Raw genomic sequence first — 25,767 nt, 5'->3', positions numbered from 1 at the left:
TCATGATTTACCAGCATATTAATGCCCTGATCGATAAAGCTATCCAGAGCGGGCTGATCGAAAAGCAGGACCATATTTACGTACGCAACCAAATTATGCACTATCTTAAGCTCGACGGGGACAAAGGGACGGGATCTATGTCCCACTCTGATGCTTCTATCCCCGACTTGCTTGACGAACTGGTTGCCTACGCCGTTCGCCACCACGTGATCGATGATGTTTTTGATGATAAAGAAATTCTTGCTGCTAATATCATGAATTGCTTTGTTGCACGCCCGTCAGTTATCAACGCTGTGTTTCAAGAGAAATACAGCAAATCTCCCGAAGCGGCAACCGATTATTTTTACCAGTTAAGCAAGGACAGTAATTACATCCAGATGAAACGGATTGAAAAAAACATCCATTTTAAGGCAAATACCGAATATGGTGACCTGGACATCACGATTAATTTATCAAAACCGGAAAAGGATCCGGAGCAAATAAAACGGGAACGCGAAAACACGAAACATATTGATTACCCGAAATGTGTTCTCTGTGTTGAAAATGAAGGCTATGCCGGCCGCATCGGATATCCAGCCAGAGCAAACCATCGTGTCATCGAAGTCCCATTACTCGGGGAAAAATGGTATCTCCAATATTCCCCATATGTATACTACAACGAGCACAGTATCGTACTCGCTGAAAAACATCGTAATATGAAAATAGATAAACAAGGATTTGAACGACTGCTGGCATTTATCGATAAATTCCCTCATTATTTCATTGGTTCCAATGCAGACTTGCCAATTATCGGGGGATCCATTTTATCTCATGACCACTATCAGGGCGGCCGGTACCGGTTCGCCATGACAGATGCAGAAGAAGCATTTTCATTTGAACTTGACAATCATGATAACGTCACTGCTCAAGTTTTGAACTGGCCGCTGTCCGTCATACGTTTAAATTGTTCCGATAAAAAAGAATTACTCGATGCAGCCGATCACGTTTTACAAACATGGAAACATTATTCAGATGAATCAATTGATATTAAGGCTTTTTCCGGTAACACACCACATAATACCATCACACCAATAGCACGGATGCGTAATGGCGCTTACGAACTTGACCTTGTTTTACGCAACAACCGCACATCTGAGGAGCATCCGATGGGAATCTTCCATCCACATTCTGATGTTCATCATATTAAAAAAGAAAATATTGGCCTGATTGAAGTGATGGGGCTGGCCGTTTTACCCCCGAGGTTGAAAGACGAACTTGCTGAAATCAAGGAATTCCTATTGGATAAACCCAGCAATATAGAAGAGTATCATCACGAATGGGCACAATCCATTAAAGCGAAACACGGTACCATTTCCACACCGAGTGATGCTGAGCTGATTTTACAGCAGGAGTTGGGCCTGAAATTTGCAAAAGTGCTTGAAGACGCTGGTGTATTCAAAGAGAAGTCAGCCTTTGACCGATTTATCAGAACCCTAAATAAGTAGGTGAACACATGGATATCACAGAAGAAAATGTACACGGAAAATGGAAAGAATTTATACTCACAAATGATCACGGCATGTCCGTCAGCATTTTGAACTTTGGCGGGATTATTACAAACATGATAGTTCCCGATAAGTATGGTAAATGCGAAAATATTGTACTCGGGTATAACAATTATGCAGATTATGAGAACAACACCAATTATTTAGGCGCCCAAATCGGACGTGTGGCAAGCAGAATTAAAGACGGCAGCTTTCATCTCAACGGAAGCCACTACGAACTGGCAAAAAATGAAGGCACCCATCATCTGCACGGCGGACCAAACGGGTTTCATCAGATCATTTGGGAATCGGGAACACACCAATCGGAACATGAGGTGAACCTTGTTCTAACGCATACAAGCAAACATTTGGAAAATGGCTATCCGGGCAATCTTGACATATCGGTTACCTATACACTGAACAATTCCAATGAACTCACCCTAAACTACCAGGCAGCATCCGATCATGATACACCTGTCGCACTGACGAATCATACCTATTTTAATTTGAGCGGCGATATGACAGATACGGTGCACAATCATCGTGTTCAATTTGACAGCCGTTATTTTGCAGAACTCGATGAGGAGCTCATTCCAACCGGCAAGCTGATTGAAACGACTGACACCCCTTTTGATTTCCGTAATGGCCGTTTGCTTGGTGATGGCTTAAAATCGGAAACAACGCAACAGATAATTGCCGGGAATGGCTATGATCATTATGTTATGTTTGGAAGCGAAAAAGCGGTGACTGTATCGGAAAATAATAGCGGGCGCACCATGAAGATTCACACAAACGCGCCGGGAGTGGTGCTCTACACTGCAAACGGACTGGATGAGGGACTAAAATTGAACGAAGGATTATCCCAAAAATACGCAGGCGTATGCTTTGAAGCCCAGCCCCATCCAGCAGCTCTTCATCATGAAGGGTTTCCAAATGTCATATTGCAAACAGAAGAAAAGTATCACAGTTACATTAAATATTCTTTTGAATAGTTAAGCTGACCGCGCCAAACGGGTTGATTAAGGGCAACTTAGGTTTTCTCGCGCATGTTTGGCGCGATCCGGAACATGTTACTGTTTCGTTATCAGCTTCCTCAGTAATCAACGCAAAATGATAGGAGTAATCAGCCGATTCAACTTTCTCAGTTTGAATAAAAAATGTCTTATAACCATAAATAACCATACCAATAAAACTAATACAGACAACAACCCCGCTCACTGTATAAAGCAGTAATCTGGAATGACTCACAGCAACTCACCCCGAATATTTGGACGAAGGGTCAGGATCGTTGTCCTACCTCCGCCCAAAGAAGGTGTCAGTGAGGTGCTCGGGAACCAATCCTCTTCCCTTCTGCTTGATCCCGAGTATGGCTGGAGTGCTGCAAGCAGATTAAATGATGATATCGGCTTGATTATGGCCTATGAAAAAACCGGATATGATACCTCCGAAAAAGGCCGCCTGCCAAATCTGGTCGACAACTATGCTGTCCAGGACTTAGCCGAAAAAGGTGCAAGCGCCTTGAAACTGCTCATATATAACGATCACAATGAAGAAGAAAAATACAATACAATTAAAAAAGCATTTATTAAGCGCGTTGGTGATGAATGCAAGCAAAATGATCTGCTGTTTATATTAGAGCCTGTCTCCTACAGTGCAGAAGGTTTAGGGTCAAAAAGTGCTGAATTCGCCAAGAAAAAGCCGGAAATTGTAGAGTATTTCATGACCGAATTTTCCAAAGAGGAATACGGCATTAATCTGTTGAAAGTTGAAGTGCCGGTATCCATTTACAATATTGAAGGTTACGGGCAATATGATAATTATGAACCTGTCTTCAGCAAGGAAGAAGCTGCAAATTTCTATCGTACTTGCGCCGAAAAAAGCCGGCTGCCATTTATTTATTTGAGTGGTGGCGTCACAAATGACCAATTTGTCGAAACACTGCATTTCGCCAAAGAAGCCGGCGCCAATTTCAGTGGCTGCCTGTGCGGACGGGCCATCTGGAAAGACGGTGTTCAGCCATTTGCGGAAAAAGGAAAAGAATCACAATATCAATGGCTTAATAAAACCGGGTTGGAGAACTTAAATAAAGTGAAACAAGCGGTTAAAGAGACAGCAACACCGTGGACGGGGTTTGTAGAATAAAATAGGTGTGCAAGGACAAAAGCCAAGTTCTGATGATTGTGAACTTGGCTTTTTAATTTATGCTAATGTCCTATTTCAAGACCCAGTTCCTTAATGCGTATACACGCATGCAGACATTTATCATGACATATGTGTAGTTATCTCAAATGGACTAATAACTTTTTTGTCTGTACAGTAATCAATATGAAGTCTTGTTGGATATTATAAAGGTCTGAAGCAGCAGCTTCTGCAATTATTCTTCCGTAAGTCCGGTTATATCGAGTATAGTTGACTTTTTCCCCCGTACAGGCTGAGATTGTGCACGAGTTGGTACCATTTTCGCACGAGTTCGAGTATTCCTGCACAAGTTGGTGCTGTTCTCGCACAAGTTCGAGATATTCCTGCACAAGTTGGTGCTGTTCTCGCACAAGTTCGAGATGTTCCTGCACAAGTTAGCGCCATCCTCGCACGAGTTCAAGACTCCCCCGCACAAGCTGGCACCATTCTCGCACGAGTTCAAGACTCCCCCGCACAAGTTAGCGCTATTCCCGCACGAGTTCAAGACTCCTCCGCACAAGTTAGCGCCATTCTCGCACGAGTTCAAGACTCCTCCGCACAAGTTAGCGCCATTCTCGCACGAGTTTGCACTGCTCTCGCACAAATTCAAGCCTCTTCCGCACGTTTAAAGAGTCAATTATAACACCGCGTTGTCTTCTTCCTTCAGATCGGTTATGAACATATGTCCCGGCGCATGCGTTATCATCATCTCAATGTCACTTTCCATCACAACAGACTGCGGTGTGACACCGCATGCCCAGAATACCGGAACCTCGTCCGCATGAATGGCCACTTGATCACCAAAATCCGGTTTGCTTAAGTCATTAATCCCAATCGCATCCGGGTCACCGATATGGACCGGGGCGCCATGAACGGAGGGGAATCTTGAAGTAATCTGCACGGCTCTTATGGCATCGGCCGGTTTCATCGGACGCATTGATACAACCATTTGACCGCTCAATTCTCCCGCAGATTCACAAGGAATGTTTGTCCGGTACATCGATACGTTACGCCCCTCATCGATGTGCCGGATTGGAATGCCATTATCAAGCAGCGGCTTTTCAAATGTAAAGCTGCAGCCAATGATAAACGATACAAAATCGTCGGACCAGTGATCGGAAATGTCGGTTACCTCATCAACCTTTTCGCCATTTTTGTAGATGCGATATTTGGGAAGATCCGTCCGCAAATCGGCATCAGGTGCTGTTTTAACCGGCACCGGCATCCCTTCATCCGTTACTTCCAACAGCGGACAGGATTTGGGATTGCGCAGGCAAAACAATAAAAAGTCGTACGCATAGCGTTTAGGGAGAATAACCAAATTTGCCTGCGTATTTCCCAAAATCACTCCCGTCGTCGGCTTTGTCCATTCTCCCTGTCTGATTGCGCGCCGAATCTTGTCTACATCATTGCTCATTTTCACGACTCCTTTCCATTAAACAGAGAACACATAAACCGCCTCTTTCCCGTTAATCAGCAGCGTCCTTCACATTCATTTCCAAGATACGTAAAAACTGTTCCTCCTTTACGGCCAGCTTTTGCGCTTCATCCACTTTAATCGGATGAAAGTATATTTTACCGTCCGGGGGCAGCTGTGACACCCTCGGTACATCAATGGAAATGACGGTAGCAATCCGGGCATACCCTCCAGTTGTTTGCCGGTCCGCCATCAGGATGATCGGCTGTCCATTTGCCGGAATTTGTATTGTCCCAAATGGTATGGCGTCAGACCATATATCTGCGCCGTTTTTATGGGGAATCTCCGCTGATTTCAGCCGATAGCCCATTCGGTCGGATTCAGGACTGATGATATGCTGCTGGCTGTAAAACGATTCTATCCCTTTTTCAGTAAAATGGTCAGTATCAGGACCCTCGACCACCCGGATGTACCCTGGATCATTATAATCAGGGATGTCAGTGTGACTCAGCCCCAGACCATGGAATCCATTTACATTAAATCCACTGATGACCATATTTTTTTCAATGACTGTGCCAAGATTCGCACGTTCGTATGTCGACTTGCTACCCATATCAACCGATACATCAAATCCGCCTGCAACAGCAAGATAAGCACGCATTCCCGATAAAGGACGGCCAAACGTGATCCGGTCACCTTCCCGCACTTCAAACGACCTCCACATGGGTGCCCTGACCCCATTGACGGCAGGACTTAAATCCGCACCACATATGGCTATAACTGCAGATGATAATACATCAAGTTCGGGCCCCATCAAGGCAATCTCCAGAGCGCCTTCATCACGGCCGTTGCCAACAAGCAAATTCGACACTTGCAGTGCAAATGGATCCATTGCTCCGGAAACGACAACACCATACTGCTGGAGTCCCTGCCGCCCAAGGTCCTGAATCGTCGTTTGCAATCCTGTTTTTCTGAACTTAAAAAGTGGCTGAGACAAGGGCTATTCTCCAATTCGCCGAATGGCGATTCCTTCATCGGAAAGGCGTTCCCGCAATTGTTCGACAAAATTTAAGGCATGCGGATTATCACCGTGCACGCAAATCGTATCAGCCTTAATGTCAACAGCTGTGCCATCAACAGCAATGACACGGTTATCGTTAATCATTTGCAATACCTGTCTTACCGCCTGATCCGGGTCAGTTATCATCGCTTGTTCATCTGAACGGGGGGTCAGCGTTCCATCCGGCTGATATGTCCGATCGGCAAACACTTCAGATGCCGTCCTCAATCCATACTTTTCGCCAGCATTGATCAGTTCACTTCCGGACAGTCCAAATAAAATCAGATGACTGTCGATATTCTTAACAGATCGGGCAATGGCATCAGCTATTGCTGCATCACTCGCTGCCATATTATAAAGTGCCCCGTGTGCTTTCACATGGTTCATTTCGACATCATGCACATGGCAAAAACCTTTCAATGCACCGATCTGATATGTCACAAAATGGTACACATCTTCCGGATCAACGACGATGTTACGCCGGCCAAATCCCATCAAATCAGGCAATCCCGGATGCGCACCGATACCTGCACCATTTTCTGTCGCTGTCTTGACGGTGTCAAACATCGTATTATGATCACCGGCATGATACCCGCAGGCAATATTGGCTGACGTGATAACTTTCAGGACTTCATCATCAAGACCGATTGTATAGGCACCGAAACTTTCCCCTACATCACTGTTCAGATCAATCTGATGGTTGCTCATTCCGAATCACTTCCTTTTCAACTTGAAACGTATTGTTATGGACTTGTTTTTCAATCGTTCTGTAGTCACTTTCCGAGACGGGCACGAACCTTATCTTGTCGCCTGCCTGATATAAAAAAGGGGCATCACGGTCCGGATCAAAAAGTTTTACAGGGGTTTGTCCGATTAAATTCCAACCGCCCGGTGATGCCAGTGGATAAGCCCCTGTTTGGCTGCCAGCAATTCCGACCGATCCAGCGGGAACACTGCTTCTTGGATTGTCCAGCCTTGGTGTGGCCAATTCTTTCGGCAGTCCACCTAAGTACGGAAAACCGGGCAAGAACCCGATCATATAAATAAGGTAATCAACACCGGAATGTTTTTCAATGACCTCATTTACACTCAATCCGCTCTTTTTCGCCACTTTTTCCAAATCCGGTCCAGCGCTCCCGCCATAGAATACAGGGATTTTAACGAGCATCTTTGTATCTTCACCAAGTAACATATCTCCGGACGCAAGCTCCAATAGCATATTTCGGATCGTTTCATATGACATATGATAAGGGCTATAGTAAACCGTTACAGAATCAAATGAAGGCACCCATTCGATTATTGCCTCAACTGCCTGATGACTCAACCGTCTACAAAATGATCTGATTTTGCGGTTTAATGTTGGGGTTACATCCTCATTAAATTTAATACGAATAGCCGCATCTCCTACTGGATCACAACTGATCATATCGAATCACCTTCTCCGGTCCTAAGAATAATCGCTTAAAGAATTCCAAATGATTGTAATGCTAACAAAATCGTAATTGCAAAAATTAACCAGCCTATTACATTTGTCCACGTCCTGTTGACATGTTCACCAAGCAGTTTTCGATTGTTCATTACAAACATGAGAAGCAGAACAATAACCGGCAAAATTAATCCGTTTGCATATTGGGAAAATAATATGACCTGAATTGGCTCGTATCCCAAACTTGCAAAAGTAACACCAATCAGAATGATCGCCATCCAAATCATACGAAAGCGAATAGATTTTAAATTCCTTTCCCAGCCAAGTGCACCGGATGTCGCATATGCTGCAGCCAGTGCTGCTGTCATTGAAGATGAAATGCCGGCTGCAAATATCCCAATTGAAAAAACATATTTTGCCCAGGAACCAAGCAGCGGTTCCAATTGCACTGCCATCTTAGCCGGATTATCAAGGGCCGTTCCAACCGGAAACGAAGCGGCCGCTGTCAATAGAATTGATATCGAAATAACGCCGCAAATAACCATGGATGCTATGACATCAAAGCGACCGTCTTTTATACTATCCTTTCCTTTCCAACGCTCTTGGACTGTCGAGGCTTGCAAGAATAACGTATAAGGCACAATGGTTGTCCCTATCAGTGATATAACAAGCAATCCCGCTCCATCCGGTATCGTCGGGATGAACGTACCTTCAAACACTGCACTCATGTCAGGCTGGACAACGATTGCTGTCAGAACAAAACAAAAACTCATGATCAGAATAAGGGTGATAAAGGCCTTTTCAATAACCTTGTAGTTTCCTGTCCAAAGCAACAATGCTGCCACAGCACCAATAATGATACTCCACGCTGGTACGGGAATACCGGTAATGGTCGTTAAGCCAATTGCGCCACCTGTAATATTTCCCGTTTCATATGCCGCGTTCCCTATCAGTATCGCAGCAATAATAAGAATGACAGTTGCTCCCCTTAAGATTGGATGACTGAATTGATCCCGCATCACGGTACCGAGTTCTTTTCTGCTGACAATTCCAAGCCGGGTTACCATTTCTTGAAGAATCATTGTTGCGATAATGGAAAAAACTAGTGCCCAGATAAGCACATAACCGAATTCCGCGCCCGTGGCGGAGGCTGTCGTAACCGTACCAGGCCCAACAATAGACGCCGCAACAAGCGTTCCCGGCCCCAATGATCGCAGCCTTTCAAAAAACCCCTTGCGCTCCATAATATCCTCCAATGTTTATGTACTTAACATATTCTATTTATGGCAACAATTATACTGATTAGAAAAATACGAATCAATTATCTATGTAACTTGCTTCAATTTAATAGAAACTAAAATAATAGGAGGCAATTTTTCCTGGAAAACTGGGATATGGTGTCTGAAAGCATCTGACGCTATATCCCAGTTCGAATAAAAAAGGTGACATTACGCCACCTTTAGTTGTATTCCAGAACACTTTAAAGTTTAATGCTATAGCTTACTCACGGTTCACAACATACTCCCGCAACGCATATGCTACGCCGCTGTCATTATGGTGTTTCGTAATGAAGTTAGCACACTTTTGCACTTCCTGCTCAGCATTTTCCATCGCAATGCCTGTCGCAGCGGTCTTAAACATTGAAATATCATTCAGATTGTCACCGATCGCCACGGTATCTTCCAATGGCACCTTAAAATAAGCTGCAATCGACTTTAATCCATTCCCTTTACTGGCGTTTCCATGTGCTATTTCAAGCTTTTCTCTGCTGCCAGCTGTCAGGGAGACATCCTTCATTCTCGACAACTCTCTATGAAGTTGTTCCAATGCATCAGGCTTAAATGACAGTACGAACACTTTATAAGGGTTTGATTCGGCGAAATCAACAGTATGAAAATCAGGAACATACACAATACCATGCTGGCTATATTGGGTGCTTACCATTCCGGCAGCATGCTCTCTTTCGGACTGCTGGTTCAGCTGCTCTATTTCATCATAAAGTATATGTGTTCTTTTCTCACTGATTAATATACCTTGATTCGTGTAGATTTCGTAATGCAAATTGTATTTTTCAATCGAACGTGTGATTTTTCCAAGCGTCTTCAAAGGTAAAATGAACTGCTGAAGGACCTCCCCGGAATAATAGGTCATTCCGCCATTACCGGTAATAAATGGGCAGTCGATCTCGGCTTGTTTCAGTAACTCACGTGTATCATGCAGTGAACGGCCTGAAGAGATCACAATTATATGACCGCTTTTTTGCGCCTCATAGATAGCATCTTTATTTTCCTGACTTATGTTGCCGTCATCCGAAAGCAGCGTACCATCCAGATCAATTGCAATTAACTTCATCTGATTCTTCCTTTCTATTACCAAAATAATCGTTGTTGACATGTGATAGATGTCGATGTAGAATGAAAACGTAATCATACATTTGTTACAAAGTATAACATATGTTACGATTTTTATCCAAAAGTGCTTTTCTGGAACAATTGTTACAGAAAAGCTCCTAATTGCACTATGAAATATAGAAAATTGGAGGAAACAATTATGTCTATTTACCAAGAACTTTTAACGCGAGACGATGCGAATCAGCCGATCAAAGTAGGTATTATCGGTGCCGGCCAGATGGGATTTGGACTTATCTCTCAAATTTCAAATATTCCTGGCATGGTAGTTGGCGGTATTTGTGATGTTAATGAAGAAAACGCTAACAGGGCCAAAACGTATTATCACTCACAGGAGAAGCATGATGTTGCTACTGTCGTATCCAGTGACTACCGCGAAGTAATTCAATCTCCAAGCGTTGAAGTTGTTATAGACGCAACCGGCGTACCTGAAGTCGGAGCTCAAATTTCACTGGAAGCGCTGCGCTCCCGCAAACATCTGGTTTTATTAAATGTTGAGGTTGATATTACAATCGGTTCGTATATGAGTTCCCTATTTAATTCAGCTGGCTTGATTTACTCAGGATCCGCAGGTGATGAACCAGGTGTCATAATGGAATTATATGAATTTGCCAAAACGATGGGACTTGAAGTGGTCGTCGCGGGCAAGGGCAAAAACAATCCATTAAAACCAACCGCAAACCCGGATACGGCCGCAGACGAGGCAAAAGCTAAAAATATGAATCCTCATATGCTGGCAGCGTTCCAGGACGGTACTAAAACGATGGCAGAAATGAACCTGTTAAGTAATGCGATCGGATTGGGACCGGATAAAGTTGGCATGCATGGTGTACAAGCGAACCTCGATAATCTCGCTGAAAAACTGAACCTGAAAGAAAACGGCGGCGTGCTTGATAATCTAGGGGTTGTTGAATATGTAGATGGTTTGGCACCAGGTGTCTTTGTCATTGTAAAAAGTGAACTGGAACCAGTTGATGAGGAACTCCGTTATCTATTAAAAGTAGGTGAAAACCATGGGCCACATTATACACTTTATCGACCTTACCATCTGGCAAGTCTTGAAACACCGATAACAATTGCAAAAGCGGTATTGCAACATGATACATCTATTCATCCGATTGGAGCACCGGTATCAGAAACAGTAACAGTCGCCAAAAGAGATATCAAAGCCGGTGAAACCTTGGATGGGATTGGCGGATATTCCGTAAGAGGAGTCCTTGAAACACATGAGGATATGAAATCTAACGGTCACATCCCGATTGGATTAATCAGCGGCAAGGTTGTTGCTAAACAAGATATCAAAGAAGGTCAATTCGTAACACATGACGATGTCGATCTTGACCCATCAACAACTGTTTGGAAATTAAGATCGCTTCAAGATCAAATGTTCTCAGAATAAGTTCGATAAGTGAGGAGGGGGTTGCTGTGGAATTAATTATCATTGCCTGTGTAATATTGGTGTTGAATTATATTCTCACCTTTATTCAGGTAAGAAATTACCGCAAAGAAATGGACAAGCTGATAGGCAAATACAGAGGCAAGAATGATTATTATTTGTTCTCAGGACAGGCCAGAAGAAAATTGAAATCCGGATCAATAGCAATGCTCATAGTCGATAAAGACTACACAATTGTCGAGTGCCAAATAATGAAAGGCGTTAGTGTATTGACAACCTTTAAAGAGCTTAAACAATACAAAGGTCAGCACGTTGGCAGTCTGTTGTCCAGTTTGCATGACGAAAATACTGTATCTAAAAAAAGCAAGAAACAAAAAGGACCCGCAATCAGCACAGCTTTAATGGAAGCAGCGGAAAATGCCCTGCTATCCATTTCTAAACAAAAAGTAGCTGTTAAATAATGCGGGGCTCCCCCTCCTGATTTAAACGGAAATTGAAAGGGGTAACAAAATCCATGGAATTTAAGGAGTGTTGTAAATGGATTGGATCGAGTGGTTTGGTGAACATTTCATAGGTTTGTTTAACGCTGGTGGGGAACAATTCATGAATCTATTCAATTCAATTGTTCCTACATTAGTCGTTTTGCTGACATTCACCTATGCTATGATTAAATTCATTGGTGAAGATAGAGTGACCAAAGGAATTCAATTTGCATCGAGATTCACAGTCTTAAGATATACGTTAATGCCTATTTTATCTATTTTACTTCTTACAAATCCAATGGCTTATACATTTGGCCGATTTGTAAAAGAAGAGCAAAAACCGGCATTTTTTGATTCACTTGTTTCATTCTTGCATCCGGTCACATCATTATTTCCATACGCTAACGCCGGCGAACTTTTCGTTTATCTTGGTATTGCAAATGGACTGGCACAGGCCGGATATTCCCAATCAGAGTTAGCAGTAAGGTATTTCCTGGTTGGTATAATCGTTATCCTAATACGGGGTATTGTCACAGAGCAGATTTCAAAATATTTAGCGAAAAAAATGCAAAATTCTGCAGTTAAGGGGTGATTACGTTGTCTTACAATCCTGTTTTTGTAAATAAAGGATCCGGAGGCTGGGGAAAAGGCCTTCAGATTGAACCAACCGATCAAAAATCAAAAATAGTTTCAGTTACGGGCGGTGGAATTCATCCCGTTGCACAAAGAATCGCTGATCTAAGCGGTGCTGAAGCAGTTGACGGCTTTAAAAATTCCGTTCCTGAAGATGAAATGGCATGTGTCATCATTGATTGTGGAGGGACTGCCAGAATCGGTGTCTATCCAATGAAAAATATCCCTACAGTTGACATTATGGATGCTTCTCCATCAGGCCCTCTAGCCAAGCATATTACAGAGGATATTTTCGTATCAGGGGTTGCCGCAAAGGATGTTGAAGCGTCTGAAGACACAGAAGCATCTTCAGCTAATGAGTCACAGGAAGCAACTGAAGGTAATAAGGAAGAAACAACTGCTCGCTTCGATACTTCCGATAAAGAGCAGTTTCAAGCGGAGTATGAAAAGGTAAAACAGGAAACGAAAGAGCAGCATGAACAAAAAGACAACCTTCTCATGCGATTCTCAAAAGGCATTGGTGGCGTAACGGGCACGTTCTATCAGGCAGGCCGTGATTCAATCGATATGCTGATTAAAAATATCTTGCCGTTCATGGCATTTGTCAGTATGCTTATTGGTATCATCAATTACACTGGAATCGGCGACCTGATTGCCAATACGCTTTCCCCTCTCGCAAGCTCACTCTGGGGGTTAATCGTTATCGTACTAATTTGTACGCTGCCCTTTTTATCGCCAGTACTTGGACCAGGGGCAGTTATTGCGCAGGTCATTGGTGTCCTGATCGGAAGTCAGATTGGTATGGGAAATATCCCGCCGGAGTTTGCGTTGCCGGCATTATTTGCCATTAATGGACAGGTCGGAGCAGATTTTGTTCCAGTAGGCTTGTCACTGGGAGAAGCAAAGCCTGAAACGGTGCAATATGGTGTGCCAGCCGTCCTGTACAGCAGATTAATAACCGGTGTGTTAGCCGTTGTTATTGCGTACTTTGCAAGCTTTGGAATGTATTAAAATATTTGGAGGTATAAATATGTATAAATCAACTGTTAAACAAGTCGGTCCACTAGCGCTAGCATTTGAGGAAGAAAAGGTTGTTATATTATTTGGCCCTGATGCGCCGGATGAATTAAAGGAAGTTTCAATCATCCACGAAGCAGAAGAGGACTCTGATAATGAACCGATTAAAAAAGACGGAAAATTTGCTGTAGACAACCAGGAGTATACCATTACAGCGGTAGGCTCATCAGCCAACGATAATTTGAAAGAACTCGGTCATATTTCGATTTATTTCTCAGAACCAAACGAAGATGTATTACCGGGAGCCATTTTTGCATCACCTTCCAAACTCCCTGACATTCAGGATGGCAGTGTCATTACGTTTAAATAATATCGATGTTTGATTAAGGTAAATAATGCAACTTGGTTAGGATTGATAGAATGTCTTTTCTTGATGACCGAAGACTGATGGTTAAAATCGCTCATATGTATTATGAAGAAGGTACCACACAGTCAGAAATCGCAAAAACAATAGGAATCAGCAGATCGTTAGTTTCAAAGTATCTTACCAAATCAAGAGAATTAGGTATTGTTGAAATTATCATTCATGATGAGGGGAGCCACCCTTTCACAGGATTGGAATCGAAGGTGGAACAGAAATACGGGCTCAGGGAAGTTGTTTGTGTCCCGCATTCAGAAAATGGTAACTCTAAAAGTCAGCTGGGAGCTGCGGCCAGCAAATATCTGTTAAGAATGGTAAGAGACGGTCAAATTATCGGCGTATCATCTGGTACGACTTTATATGAAGTTGCAGCAGCCATGTCCTCCAGTCAATATTTTCCGGATCTGAGTTTTGTTTCATTAGTCGGTGGAATGGGAGACAGAAGACTGGATATACACGCCAATCAAATCGTAGCGCAATTTGCCGAGAGCCTTCAAGCTAAATATCGGCTTCTCCATGCCCCGGTGCTCGTAGACTCAAAGGAAGCAAAAGAAGTTATTATCAACCAATCTTCCATAAAAAATGTTTTGGATATAGCCAACCAGGCAAACACTGCCATCGTCGGCATTGGCGGTACACCTGAACATTCTACAATGGTAAAATCCTATCTTGGCCGGGAATTGGACAGTAATTTTGAAGATGAAGGTATTGTTGGTGATATTTGCTACAATTTTATCGATGAAAATGGCGAACCGGTGGACAATGAATGGAATGAAAAGTCTATTTCATTAACTTTAAATCAATTAAAACACATTCCACTAGTAATAGGGGTAGCTTCCGGGAAAGAGAAAGTAAAAGCAATCAGAGCTGCTTTACGAGGAAACTTAATTCATGTGTTAATCACAGACGATGCAACTGCAAAAGAGTTATTGGATTGAACTAATAAGGGCCCACCATAAAAGCCGCTATTGGCAGCTTTAGGGTGAGGCCTTTATTTGTTTCTGTTATATAAAACATTTCAATTAGAAAAACTAAGGCACGATTAGAGATGATGATGGTGGATGAATTGTGAGGGCCGCGCGAATTGGGTACCGCCTCGCGCGATTTTTAAGATTGTCGCGCGAAATGAATACTAAGCTCCTGCGGTTCAAATTATATATATGTTTGATTGGATCGATAACCATCTCTAAGCCCAGAAACTAATTCCAATCACCCCAATCCCCCTCTTTCTCATAAATCTGTCAATCTTGCCCCCTTTATAGCATGGCTCTGACCCTTATGGTATACTATCATAAACGATTGGATTGGAGGTGTAGAAATGAATGATAAAGAGGATCATAAAAAGAAGCGCTCCTATACTGAACTCATAAAAGAAAACAACCTCACATATGATGACTATGCTTCAATTGATGACGGAAATCGCTACGAACTCGTTAACGGACAATTAGAACTGATGAGCCCGGCACCATCTGTCACCCATCAAATGATCAGCTTTCAATTACAAAAGCATATTGCTGAAAGCTGCGAATCAGACTATATTATTCTACATGCTCCTGTTGATGTCATATTGGCCGATAATGAAGTCAGGCAGCCAGATCTTGTCCTTATTCACCGGAGCCGGATGAATATTCTAAGCAATCGCGGTGTCACAGGACCCCCGGACCTTGTTGTTGAAATTCTTTCCCCCTCTACATTAAAACGGGATAAAATTGATAAGCTCAATACGTATGTAAAATTCGGCATTCCCGAATATTGGATAATTGAACCAAAGGCAGGTTTTTTAGAGCAATATTCCCTCTACAATGAACAGTACAGTCTGATTAATATTTTTCAAGAAGATGAGCATATAACCTCTCCCGCCATCCCATGTCTAGCTTTCACAATGACTGATATCATGAAAAGTATTCCGAATTTAGATTAAAGCCGATTAGCACAAAATCACATTTAGATTACCTCTTAAAACCTAATATTTCTCGTGCTTTCGACATTATATTCCCCAAAATATTTCCCGGGCAATATTTTGGGGAGACGTGTCATATTATGAAATTTCTTATTTGAGTGGTGGATTCAATTCAAACACTCGCGTCCCTAACATTACAATTGCAGATTCAACTCGATCGTTTTTCCGTTCCGCTCGATCTCCCTTTTCTTGTGACCGCTCACGCTTTCCGCATTGAGCTAAACAGTTAATCAGCATTACAAACTCCCTCACCAAATCAATACAACTTCCCAGCCGTATTCTTGCTTATTCCCATTTTGACTTTCTCGGCATTTTCGTAATTTTTGATGGTGAGCCCTGTGCAAATAAGATCAATCAGAAATAATTGCGACACTTTAGCCACAAGTGATCCGCTGTCTAATGGGCTTTCTTTTGCAGATGAAAGCAGGACATGATCGGCATATTGTGTTAGCGGTGATTTGATATAATTCGTTAAAGCGATAACGGTCGCGTTTTGCTGCTTGGCAATTTCGACTGAATCCACGATGTCTTTTGTACTGCCGGTGAGGCTGACAGCAATGACTACTGTATCCTTATCCATCGAGGAAGCGCGCATAAATTGGAAATGGGGATCGGTCACAGCGCTCACATGTTTACCGATTCGCATGAGCCGGTTTTGCATGTCCAGTGCCGCAATGGCTGAGGAACCCACACCAAATAAAACGACATCACTTGAAGCATCAATCGCGTCAACACATTTCTGTAGTTCATCATAATCAATAATTTCATGAGAATTTCCGATGGCCTGCAACATATTGTCTTTAATTTTATCTGCGTAAGTTTCGTCATGATCATCATCGTCATTCACTGTCACTTCCTGGGCAAAGAGAAATTTAAAGTCTTGAAACCCTTTAAAACCTAATTTACGGAAAAAACGAAGAACAGTCGCTTCAGCCACACCGCTTGCCTCCGATAATTCGGTTAATGAATGATACAGAACCTGCTGGCTGTTGGACTGAATATAGTGATATATTTTTTTCTCGGATTTTGTAAAGCTGTGTTTATGCTGCTCCATCGTAATTGATGGTTTGATACCATTTAGCTGATTTTTAGCCACATCATCACTCTCCTCCGCCACAGTCAATAAAATGTTTAGCCGCTCCCAGCAGATTAGCTTGATTGGCATGTTGGGCTATCCTGATGTCCAAACTCGCTGCGTGGTTCGGCATGATTTTTGACGACAGCGATTTCTTTATAGGGTTCAACAGAAAATCACCCTGTGCCGATATCCCGCCGCCAATGACTATCAATTCCGGATTTAAAATATGCACGATAGATTTCAGACCTGTCGTCAAATCATCAATCCACCGATTATATAGCCACGTGCATTTTTCGTCACCTGCGCGCAGTCTATCAAAGAATTCTTTCAATTCCATTTTATACCCTAATGTTTCAAAAATCATCTCCTGGAGTGCAGAGCTTGATGCGTATTGTTCAAGACAGCCGCTATCACCGCACGTGCATGCCTTTCCGCCGGGGTATAAATTGATGTGGCCGATTTCTCCGGCCGAGAAACGTGATCCGGTTGATAATTTTCCGTCTGTAAAAATCGCACCGCCGATACCGGTTCCGATGGTGACACAGAGAAAATCTTCCGCGCCCATTGCTGCACCTTTCCAGTATTCTCCCAATGCCGTACAGTTCACATCGTTTTCCGCAGTTACGTTTAACCCTGTGGCATCCTGTATTGTTTTTTTAATCTGGACACCCGTGTATCCAGGGATATTGCCGGTAGCATGAACAACGACACCTTCCTGGTTGTCGATCTGTCCCGCGGAACTGATGGCGATACCATCCAAATTCCATTCATGTTGCAGTTCCCTGCTTTTGGCAATGACGTTTTTTATTATGGCCTCTCCTCCTAGGTGCGCCTGTGATGGAAACGAATCATCCATTAAAATACTGCCAGCTTCGTCGACAACACCATATTTTATAGACGTCCCGCCGATATCAAAAACAGCAATTAACATAAGCAGTCTCCTTTGCTATAAAAAGAGAAAAACCACGGTCAGGTTTTTCTCTAAACTGATTTTCATTGATCTAAAAATGTAAATGAAGCTGTTTCATTCTTTTTTGAAATAAATAGCCGCTTGTCATATGACGAATCCTCTGCAGGGTAATCCTCCCTGTAATGGGCTCCCCGGCTTTCTTTTCTTTCTTGCATTGATCGAAGCAGAATTCGGGCCATTTTTATAAAGTTCCTTCCCTTGATGGCAAGTTTTCGTGATTGTTTGTGATCAAGAAGATCTGTAAACATGAATCCTGTTTCAAGTTCGCTTATTTGCTTCAATGCCTCTTCCAGCCGTTCATCAGAGCGGACGACATTCCCATGATACCACATGATTTCTTTAATCTGATCGATCATCTTATTTGCTGAGAGTTTATTATCAGCAGATGAACCTGAATCAATCGACTTAGATAAGCGTGCTAAATGTTCGTCCCCTTCTGCTTCACTTATTTTATAAGCATTCGCCGATTGCAAGTACTGATCACAATCAAGCGCCGACCTTTTCCCAAACACCATGCAGGCACCAGTGGAATTACCGCCTAGACGATTCGCCCCTTCTATGTTGGAAGAAAGCTCTCCAATGGCATAAAGGCCGGCGATACCCGTTCTTCCATTTTCATCAATGAATACACCACCATTGCTGGCATGAGCAAACGGGGCAATCTTAACTTCCTGTTCTGTTAAATGGACATTTTTCTCTTTTAGCCAATCCAGATAAACCTTATAAAATTCTTCCTCATTATCATAAAGTTCATCTTCGTACAGCAATGTAAAGCCATTTTCGTCCTTGGTTTTAATAATATTCTCCATCATGGCAATATCAAAATACTTGGATTCAAGTGAATGGGTAAAAGGGCCGTGTGTACTTCTGATTTCCAGGCATTCTTTTATCGAAACGTCTTCTGGCAGATGCGGTTTAAGCAAGCTTTCCCCATGGTTATCAATGATATCCCGGCAATACATCAGGGTGTGCTCGCCGAAAAGTGTTTTATACCGTGGCGTCGTGATGCCGGGGATAAATTGGATAAATTCCATGTTCACTAAACTTGCACCTGCTTCCAGTGCTAACATATGCCCGGAACCATCTACATCGGCAGGATTCAGATTGTGCTTATAGATACTGCCAAAGCCACCTGATGCCAATATCACTGCTTGGCATTCAATCAGTACAAATTCATTATGATCATCCAGCAGAATTGCCCCCGCGATTTGATTTTCCTTTTTTATTAAGGAGACAACAACCGTTTTCTGCATCACGTCTAGATTATCGTATTGATTAAATATTGCCTTAACATTTTCCCGGATTTGATCCCAATCACTCAGCAGATAAATATCCCGGGCATGATTGGCAAAACAGGCTTTCCTTTCGCCTTCCAGCTTTTTCGCCTGAACACCTATATCCTTGTATTCCTTCACACGTTCAGGAATATCGTTCACATAGACTTCAGCAAGATCCTGATTGTGCATTCCACGACTCAGGTCTTCTATATCTTCTAGGAAAACGCGTCTGTCATCTTCATTCTTCGTTACCTGTGTGCCCAAAGAAGCTTTTAAGGGATAGAAGCTGGAACCTGACGCCAGCTTCGTCTTCGTTACCATTAAAACATCACGATTCATGCTTGCCAATTCTTTCGTTGCTTTAATCCCTGAAAGCCCGCTTCCAACCACCAGAACCTCAGTTGTGATTCTTCTGCTGATTTCCAACACAATCCCACCTAATATAGCTTACTGAACATAAGAATCATCTTTATAACCATTTAATTCTGTTTTCCGGTCATAAAAGGTAAGTTCCAAATTCTCATCTTCTGCCTTACTTCTACCACTGAAAATTAAGCTAAACACATATCCGAACACAAGGGAATTCACCAGATTGATGATGGAATAAGCCCATAGTGAAATGTCCGTAAAATAAGATACATAGATTGCAATGATTGACGTTATAATAAATCCAACCATAGCACCTTTAGAATTTGCTTTTCTAGTCATAACACCCAGTGTAAATGTACCACCGACAATACCAAGAACAAGTCCCATCAGTCCATTGAACCATTCATAGGCAGAGCTGATATCAGAATAGGCAAGGACAGTCGCAAATACTATTGAGAATATGCCGACGACTGTGGATACAAATTTGGCTATCCTTGTACTTCTTTCATCACTTAAATCAGGCTTCAAGACCCTTTGAATATCGAGCGTCCAGCTTGTTGCCACACTATTCAGACCGGTTGAAAGCGTTGATTGTCCAGCTGCAAACAGCCCCGCAATCAGGAGCCCTGAGATACCGGCTGGTAGCTGGCTGACGATAAAGTTTGCAAAAATCAAGTCGGAATTACCGCTTGGGATATTACTGCCCATTTGCTGGGTGTAGAAGACGTACAGAGCCGTTCCGATAAAGAAGAACAACGTCGCTGTACCAAGTGACAGAATGCCATTACCGATCGTCATTTTATTCATCTGTTTCAAATCATTTGTCGTTAAATAACGCTGCACCATATCCTGGCTTGATATATACGAAAACGCAGTCGATAAACCAGCACCCAAAAAGATAATGAACAGACTATCATTCACAAGATTTGGATCAAAAAATACTTCCTCACTTAAAAATTTATTATTTTCAAGACCTGTATCGAATATGGCAGGCAGACCGCCTTCAATTGAAAAGATTAGAACGATGAAGGCGAAAATTCCGCCGCCGATCAATACAACACCTTGAATAAAATCTGTCCAGAGTACGGATTTGATGCCTCCGACAGATGAATAAATTGTTGCGATGACACCCATAAACAGAATGATGAATACAGCATTGATTCCCGTCACCGCAGAAAGGGCAATCGATGGCAGATACATAATAATCGACATTCTGCCTATTTGATAAATGATAAACAGAACACTTGCCAAGAGCCGCATATTTTTATCGAACCGTCGCTCCAAATACTCATACGCCGTATCCAAATTCAAATTACGATATACCGGCAAGAAAAAGATAATAGCTACAGGCACTGAAATGAACAGTCCCAATTGAGCCACCCATAATTGCCATGAATCCGAATACGAATTTCCGGCAAGTGATAAGAACGAGATCGGACTTAACATTGTCGCAAACAAGCTGACAGATGTCACCCACCATGGGATTTTCCCGTCACCCTTAAAAAACTCTTTTCCTTTCATACCCCTTTTGGCGACGGCCATGCCAATATAGAGTATAAACAATAAATAGCCAATTAGGATAATATAATCAATCATCGCGAAATTACCTGTCATATGATTCTCCCTCCCAATTTATTGACTTTATTAAGTCGTCATCTTAAGCGTTTTCAATGTTTGACTAAAAGATAACATTGTGAAAATTTATTGTCAATATATTTTATAATATGACTTACAACTATCATTTTAACAAAAAGTGAAATAATATTTAGTGAAGTACTTTTCCCACTGTTGAAGATTTATACAGGCAGCCCACCCACGTTTTTTAAATAATGGGGTTTGCTGCCTGTTAAGGGCGGGTTTAACATCACAAGTGTTTTTCAGCAATCTCTTGAGCCCTTGTTACACCTTCCTGATCGAGTGATTTCAATGGCTTGCGGCAATAGCCTGCATCAACGCCTTTATGTTTCAATATCCCCTTAATTGTTGGATAAAGGCCATTGTCTAAAATCTCTGCAATCAGATCGTTGGTCACTTTTTGTATTTTGCGTGCTTCATCAATCTGACCATTCTGGGCAAGTTCAAAGATTTGTCTCGCTCGCCGGCCGTTAACGTTAAATGTACTGCCAATCGCCCCATCGACATTTAACACACTTGCCGACAGCAGCATCTCATCAAAACCAGAATAAATTAACTTATCCGGAAACGCATGTCTGATTCGTTCCAGCAAAAAGAAATCCGGTGCTGTAAATTTCACACCAATCACTTTGTCATTTTTAAAGAGTTCACCAAACTGTTCGAGATTCATGTTAACGCCTGTCAAAGCTGGTATGGAATAAATGATCAAATCATTATCAACATTATCCAGAATCGTATTGTAATAGTCTTTTATTTCGTCAAAGTCAAACTTGTAGTAAAACGGTGTCACGGCAGAAATGGCATTATAGCCTAGTTCTGTTGCGTATTTTGCGAGTTCCACAGCCTCATCCAGGTTGAGAGCACCCACTTGAGCGATAAGCTTTACGTCATCCCCTGCTTCATTCTTAACAATGTCAAAAATCTGCTTCTTCTGTTCTTTGGAAATGAGGAAGTTTTCCCCGGTGCTGCCGTTCACATACAACCCATCGACTTGCTGTACATCAATGTTGTGCCTGACAATCTCCCGCAAGCCTTTTTCATTCACATTGCCATTTTCATCAAACGAACACATTAATGCTGTATATAAACCTCTCATTCTATCACCTTTCTATCTGTTGAATTGTTGTTAAAATCCAGTACGGCCTGACTGAACTTCTCCGTAATGATTTGCGGACGTGTGATAGCACTCCCAACGACCACGGCATGAGCACCCAGCTGCAATGCCTTTTTCACTTTATCCGGTGAATCGAAATTACCTTCTGCAATCACCGGGACCGACAAATGTTCAATAAGTTCCGTTAACAGATTCATCGGCACTGTATCTTTTGAATAAGGCGTATACCCTGCGAGCGTTGAAGCAACGATATCGACGCCCATTTTTTCAGCATTGATTCCTTCCTCCAATGTGGAAATATCCGCCATAAACAGCTGATCCGGATACTTAGTCTTAATGTTGGAGAAGAATTCCCTGAAGCTTTTGCCATCGGGCCTTTCCTGCCCAGTGGCATCAAACGCGATGATATCCACACCTTCCCGATAAAGTTCATCAACTTCATGCATCGTCGGCGTAATGAAAACACCGCTATTGGTGAAATCCTTTTTGATGATACCAATAATAGGGAGATCCACTTCTGTTTTGATCGCCTGTATGTCCTGGACGGTATTGGCCCGAATACCGGAGGCACCACCCTGTTTCGCGGCCAAAGCCATTTTCGACATAATATAAGGGCTGTGAAGCGGCTCATCCTCCAACGCCTGACAAGACACAATCAATTTCTGCCTGAGTTTCTCCAGTATGTCCATAAATAGTCCCCTTACTGATTCCTATAGCTTTTAAAACGATTTCATTGGTTGTAATGTATCAGATGTGACTTGTTATTGTCAATATGTATATTATTTATGATAATTGATAATCAAAACACCCCCCTATTACACAGGGGCTACAGTTAGCCATACAGGTTGAAAAATCTATACCAGTTTGGGAGCGATTATAGTAGGGCTCTTTAATAGAAAGATTTTCGGCAACGGCCGAAAATCAACAGCATTTAAGGGGAATTGGAACTTCGGACGAGCTACCCTTATTCAAAGTGAGTTGGCGGCGCTGACAGATATTTGAGGCACTCCGTACGATTGATTTAGTGATTGTTCGATCGATTTTACCTGTTTCCCGATCGATTACCAACTGCTGCACCATGATGCCCGGACGTGGTGTCTGACGATCCTGGTACTCTTAAATAATAAAACTTGAGGAATGCCCCTGATCAAAGGAGCATTCCTCATCATTCGAACACATTTTCAATTTACTGATCCAAATCATTCACAATCACTTCATCAAAGTTAAAAATGTTGCTGCTGTCAGAATCAAAATTAATAACACTCATCAGCGCTTTACCCGTTTCATTTTCCAATTGTTCATCCGAAGAGAGTGCGTGCACCATATCCCATTCTTCGGGTTCTTCTTGATCATCTTGCCAGAGGCGCACCATCAGCTCATCACCCTGTTTACGTAACCGTACCCAATGCCATTCATCTGACATATTCGCATTCATACGATCAAAATAAGTGGAGCTGCTGTCATATCTGCCTCTAAGAATCAATTCATCCGTGTTGAGGTTTAATTCAACACCTAAGCCGTTCACTGGCATTGAACTGCCTGTTGTAAATGTATCAGACTGCAGCCACAACCGAAGCCGCTGATCATTGCCTGTCTCATCAGCCTTGAAACGAACCAGCATCTCACTGTTCTCTGTTTCTTCCATATCAGGCGTCATACGACCGAAAGCACTGCCGTTCTCCTGCAGACGGTTATCGAGCTCAACCTGCCCGGTGTTGTCCTGAATCGTGTATGTGGCACCATCCGGATTCGATGGCCAGGTATGCAGATCCACAAAATCCGATGAATCCCAGCTGTCGCCATTGTCCCAGGTAAACCCTTGATAAAAGGCATACTGCAGGTCTTTCATGTAACTGTCAGCCTGTGGTTCAATCAGGTTATAAGCATCTTCGGTGAGCAGTTCATTATCCTTTTGATGCTGCAGTAAATCCAGTAAATTTTCCAGATGCTTAACAACCTTTTCTGCTCTGCCCTGTTCTTCAAATCGGCTGATTGCAGCCAAGTGAACCTCTACAGCACGAGCAGCTCCATCATTTGCAAATTCCTCGTCTTCTTCAAAGCGGTCAGCGAGAATCTCTAAATTTGCCAAACTTGGTGCTCCCAGCGGCGGTTCAACTTCTCCCGGATTTGAACAATTGTCCAGCGGCAATCCGTTCACTTCGTTATAGTTCGCTCGTTCATCAAGCAAGAACGGAACCACTGTCATCATAGGTTGGTTCATCGTAACAAATACGCCGTGTTCACTGACTTGTTCTGTCTGCAGTGAAAACAAGTCAGTATGCTTGCTTACTTCGTCTGCCTGAGAACTGTTGATAAGATAGCCGCATGCTTTTGGATCGAGCACAATCGTCGGATCCCAGTTATCTGCGCCATCGAGATAGAATGGGTCTGATGGATCGGCCCCTGCTTCTGCCTGACGCTCTGGCGCTTCATTGACAACTTCAGTGACATCATCAAACCGCTCCCGATAGAATCGAAGTACCGAATCAGCTGCTTCCCTTTGCATTTCCACCCTTTCCAGTGGTTCCTGACTGCCGGCACTCTCCGTTAAAATTCCAATGCCATTCCGAAGCCCCAGCATATTGCGCAAAATCCGTTCATCTCCGCCGCCAGCGCCTCCAGGGGATCCATACAATCCGGTTGAGAAACCAGCTTCTTCAACATCCGGGATCATATAATCCTGGACCAGCTCTTTATTCAGCGCACGCAATTCCTCATCCACATTAAGATTACGTGGCCAGAGCATCTCCATATCCGGGTTTCCTGTTGCGCTTGGCCGCTCATGAGCATCCATCGTTATATCGGGCTGAAATTTATCCAAAATCCCCGCAACCGTTTGCATTTCCGGTGTATCCAAATTGAGGTGATCACGGTTGTTATCAACACCCCAGGCATTCCCGCGTGTATTCGCAGCTCTTCCGTCCGGATTTGGTGTTGGGACAAACAATACTGTCGCATCTTGCAATTGCTCTATCATTTCCTCATTCTCTGTAAATGCCAAATCCCTCATCAATTCCAGTGTCATCTCACGTCCTGCAGGCTCATTTCCGTGCGGCGTTCCCATGATCAAAATACTGTTTCCCTCCGCAATTTCTTCATCAGACGGCGGCTCCGGGGAGCCTACCCGCACTAAGCGAATCGGGCGCCCTTCAACCGATGTCCCGACCTGGGTGTAGGAAACCCGTTCGGACATTTCCGTCAGGTCTTCCAAAAATGCCGCTTCCTCCTCAAGCGTCGTCCATCCGTCACCATTCCGGTCCTCAAACCCTGTCGTTAATGTTTCTTCCGGAGCGTCTAAAGTTTTTGTACCGCTCTCAGCAGCCACACTAAATGGACCTAGGGTTAAGAGGAATGACAGAATGATAATGAACGGTATAAACGCTTTATTTACATGTGTCATTAA

24 protein-coding genes are annotated in these 25,767 nt (G+C 43.0%); 10 read left to right on the top strand and 14 right to left on the bottom strand.

Translation table 11 applies throughout. The features are described from left to right. The first annotated feature begins 2 nt into the window (after positions 1–2). Both galT and ON01_RS14020 read left to right on the top strand, forming a co-directional pair. Positions 3–1,484, top strand: coding sequence for a UDP-glucose--hexose-1-phosphate uridylyltransferase (gene galT, locus ON01_RS14025; protein ID WP_010531699.1), 1,482 nt, complete (start codon positions 3–5; stop codon positions 1,482–1,484). Between the two features lie 8 nt (positions 1,485–1,492). Continuing rightward, positions 1,493–2,515 carry an aldose epimerase family protein gene (locus ON01_RS14020; RefSeq protein WP_010531698.1) on the top strand — a complete coding sequence of 341 codons (1,023 nt, stop codon included), beginning with the start codon at positions 1,493–1,495 and terminating at the stop codon, positions 2,513–2,515. Here the strand turns inward: ON01_RS14020 and ON01_RS14015 are convergent. After that, entirely contained in the window at positions 2,496–2,771 is a 276-nt protein-coding gene (locus ON01_RS14015) for a hypothetical protein (RefSeq protein WP_010531697.1), read from the bottom strand. The genes ON01_RS14020 and ON01_RS14015 overlap by 20 nt on opposite strands. Between ON01_RS14015 and ON01_RS14010 the strand changes: the two genes are divergently transcribed. After that, positions 2,763–3,665, top strand: coding sequence for a tagatose 1,6-diphosphate aldolase (locus ON01_RS14010; RefSeq protein ID WP_083838404.1), 903 nt, complete (start codon positions 2,763–2,765; stop codon positions 3,663–3,665). The two genes, ON01_RS14015 and ON01_RS14010, sit on opposite strands and share 9 nt — an antisense overlap. 673 nt (positions 3,666–4,338) lie before the next feature. Here ON01_RS14010 and ON01_RS14000 read toward each other — a convergent pair. From ON01_RS14000 to ON01_RS13975, 6 genes are all read right to left on the bottom strand, one after another. Beyond that, a complete protein-coding gene (locus tag ON01_RS14000) occupies positions 4,339–5,118 on the bottom strand; it encodes a putative hydro-lyase (RefSeq protein WP_010531694.1) in 780 nt (259 codons plus the stop codon). 52 nt (positions 5,119–5,170) lie between these two features. After that, positions 5,171–6,115 (bottom strand): 5-oxoprolinase subunit C family protein, encoded by a 945-nt coding sequence (locus tag ON01_RS13995; protein WP_010531693.1) that lies wholly within the window; start codon positions 6,113–6,115, stop codon positions 5,171–5,173. A 3-nt stretch (positions 6,116–6,118) separates the two neighbouring features. After that, on the bottom strand, positions 6,119–6,886 hold the full coding sequence (locus ON01_RS13990) for a LamB/YcsF family protein (RefSeq protein WP_010531692.1): 768 nt from the start codon (positions 6,884–6,886) through the stop codon (positions 6,119–6,121). Beyond that, positions 6,867–7,604 (bottom strand): 5-oxoprolinase subunit PxpB, encoded by a 738-nt coding sequence (pxpB, locus tag ON01_RS13985; RefSeq protein WP_010531691.1) that lies wholly within the window; start codon positions 7,602–7,604, stop codon positions 6,867–6,869. Before pxpB ends, ON01_RS13990 begins: the two co-directional genes overlap by 20 nt. 35 nt (positions 7,605–7,639) lie before the next feature. Further along, positions 7,640–8,848, bottom strand: coding sequence for an Nramp family divalent metal transporter (locus ON01_RS13980; protein ID WP_010531690.1), 1,209 nt, complete (start codon positions 8,846–8,848; stop codon positions 7,640–7,642). Positions 8,849–9,104: 256 nt separating this feature from the next. Then, positions 9,105–9,956, bottom strand: a complete 852-nt coding sequence (locus tag ON01_RS13975; protein ID WP_010531689.1) for a Cof-type HAD-IIB family hydrolase — start codon at positions 9,954–9,956, stop codon at positions 9,105–9,107. Positions 9,957–10,154: 198 nt separating this feature from the next. On the opposite strand from ON01_RS13975, the gene ON01_RS13970 reads away from it, so the two are divergent. The 7 genes from ON01_RS13970 to ON01_RS13940 all read left to right on the top strand — a co-directional run bounded on the left by ON01_RS13970 (position 10,155) and on the right by ON01_RS13940 (position 15,882). Further along, the gene (locus ON01_RS13970; protein ID WP_010531688.1) at positions 10,155–11,411 is read left to right on the top strand and encodes an NAD(P)H-dependent oxidoreductase; all 1,257 of its coding nucleotides are present in this window, start codon (positions 10,155–10,157) and stop codon (positions 11,409–11,411) included. 26 nt (positions 11,412–11,437) lie between these two features. Continuing rightward, on the top strand, positions 11,438–11,869 hold the full coding sequence (locus ON01_RS13965; RefSeq protein ID WP_010531687.1) for a transcriptional regulator GutM: 432 nt from the start codon (positions 11,438–11,440) through the stop codon (positions 11,867–11,869). A gap of 76 nt (positions 11,870–11,945) precedes the next feature. Continuing rightward, entirely contained in the window at positions 11,946–12,482 is a 537-nt protein-coding gene (srlA, locus tag ON01_RS13960; protein ID WP_010531686.1) for a PTS glucitol/sorbitol transporter subunit IIC, read from the top strand. Between the two features lie 5 nt (positions 12,483–12,487). Then, positions 12,488–13,534 (top strand): PTS glucitol/sorbitol transporter subunit IIB, encoded by a 1,047-nt coding sequence (gene srlE / locus ON01_RS13955; protein WP_010531685.1) that lies wholly within the window; start codon positions 12,488–12,490, stop codon positions 13,532–13,534. Positions 13,535–13,553: 19 nt separating this feature from the next. Then, positions 13,554–13,910, top strand: a complete 357-nt coding sequence (locus ON01_RS13950) for a PTS glucitol/sorbitol transporter subunit IIA (protein WP_010531684.1) — start codon at positions 13,554–13,556, stop codon at positions 13,908–13,910. 50 nt (positions 13,911–13,960) lie between these two features. Next, positions 13,961–14,899 (top strand): sugar-binding transcriptional regulator, encoded by a 939-nt coding sequence (locus ON01_RS13945; protein WP_010531683.1) that lies wholly within the window; start codon positions 13,961–13,963, stop codon positions 14,897–14,899. Between the two features lie 380 nt (positions 14,900–15,279). Further along, the gene (locus ON01_RS13940) at positions 15,280–15,882 is read left to right on the top strand and encodes a Uma2 family endonuclease (protein ID WP_010531682.1); all 603 of its coding nucleotides are present in this window, start codon (positions 15,280–15,282) and stop codon (positions 15,880–15,882) included. 295 nt (positions 15,883–16,177) lie between these two features. Here the strand turns inward: ON01_RS13940 and ON01_RS13935 are convergent, their stop codons facing one another. The 7 genes from ON01_RS13935 to ON01_RS13905 form a co-directional block, all read right to left on the bottom strand. Next, positions 16,178–17,017: a MurR/RpiR family transcriptional regulator gene (locus ON01_RS13935; RefSeq protein ID WP_010531681.1), complete on the bottom strand. Its 840-nt coding sequence runs from the start codon at positions 17,015–17,017 to the stop codon at positions 16,178–16,180. 4 nt (positions 17,018–17,021) lie between these two features. Further along, the gene (locus ON01_RS13930; RefSeq protein WP_010531680.1) at positions 17,022–17,930 is read right to left on the bottom strand and encodes an ROK family protein; all 909 of its coding nucleotides are present in this window, start codon (positions 17,928–17,930) and stop codon (positions 17,022–17,024) included. Between the two features lie 62 nt (positions 17,931–17,992). Then, positions 17,993–19,675, bottom strand: a complete 1,683-nt coding sequence (locus ON01_RS13925; RefSeq protein ID WP_083838402.1) for an FAD-binding protein — start codon at positions 19,673–19,675, stop codon at positions 17,993–17,995. A gap of 18 nt (positions 19,676–19,693) precedes the next feature. Then, entirely contained in the window at positions 19,694–21,229 is a 1,536-nt protein-coding gene (locus tag ON01_RS13920) for a sodium:solute symporter family protein (RefSeq protein WP_010531678.1), read from the bottom strand. Positions 21,230–21,479: 250 nt separating this feature from the next. Further along, on the bottom strand, positions 21,480–22,346 hold the full coding sequence (locus ON01_RS13915; RefSeq protein ID WP_010531677.1) for an N-acetylneuraminate lyase: 867 nt from the start codon (positions 22,344–22,346) through the stop codon (positions 21,480–21,482). Then, on the bottom strand, positions 22,343–23,053 hold the full coding sequence (locus ON01_RS13910; RefSeq protein WP_010531676.1) for an N-acetylmannosamine-6-phosphate 2-epimerase: 711 nt from the start codon (positions 23,051–23,053) through the stop codon (positions 22,343–22,345). The genes ON01_RS13915 and ON01_RS13910 overlap by 4 nt, the downstream gene beginning before the upstream one ends. Positions 23,054–23,550: 497 nt before the next feature. Further along, positions 23,551–25,764, bottom strand: coding sequence for a M14 family metallopeptidase (locus ON01_RS13905; protein ID WP_010531675.1), 2,214 nt, complete (start codon positions 25,762–25,764; stop codon positions 23,551–23,553). Between the last annotated feature and the right edge of the window lie 3 nt (positions 25,765–25,767).

The organism is Lentibacillus jeotgali (assembly GCF_000224785.1).
GTDB lineage: Bacteria > Bacillota > Bacilli > Bacillales > Amphibacillaceae > Lentibacillus > Lentibacillus jeotgali.
Note: the sequence above shows the minus strand (reverse complement) of the source record. Positions and strands in the feature narration are given on the sequence as shown.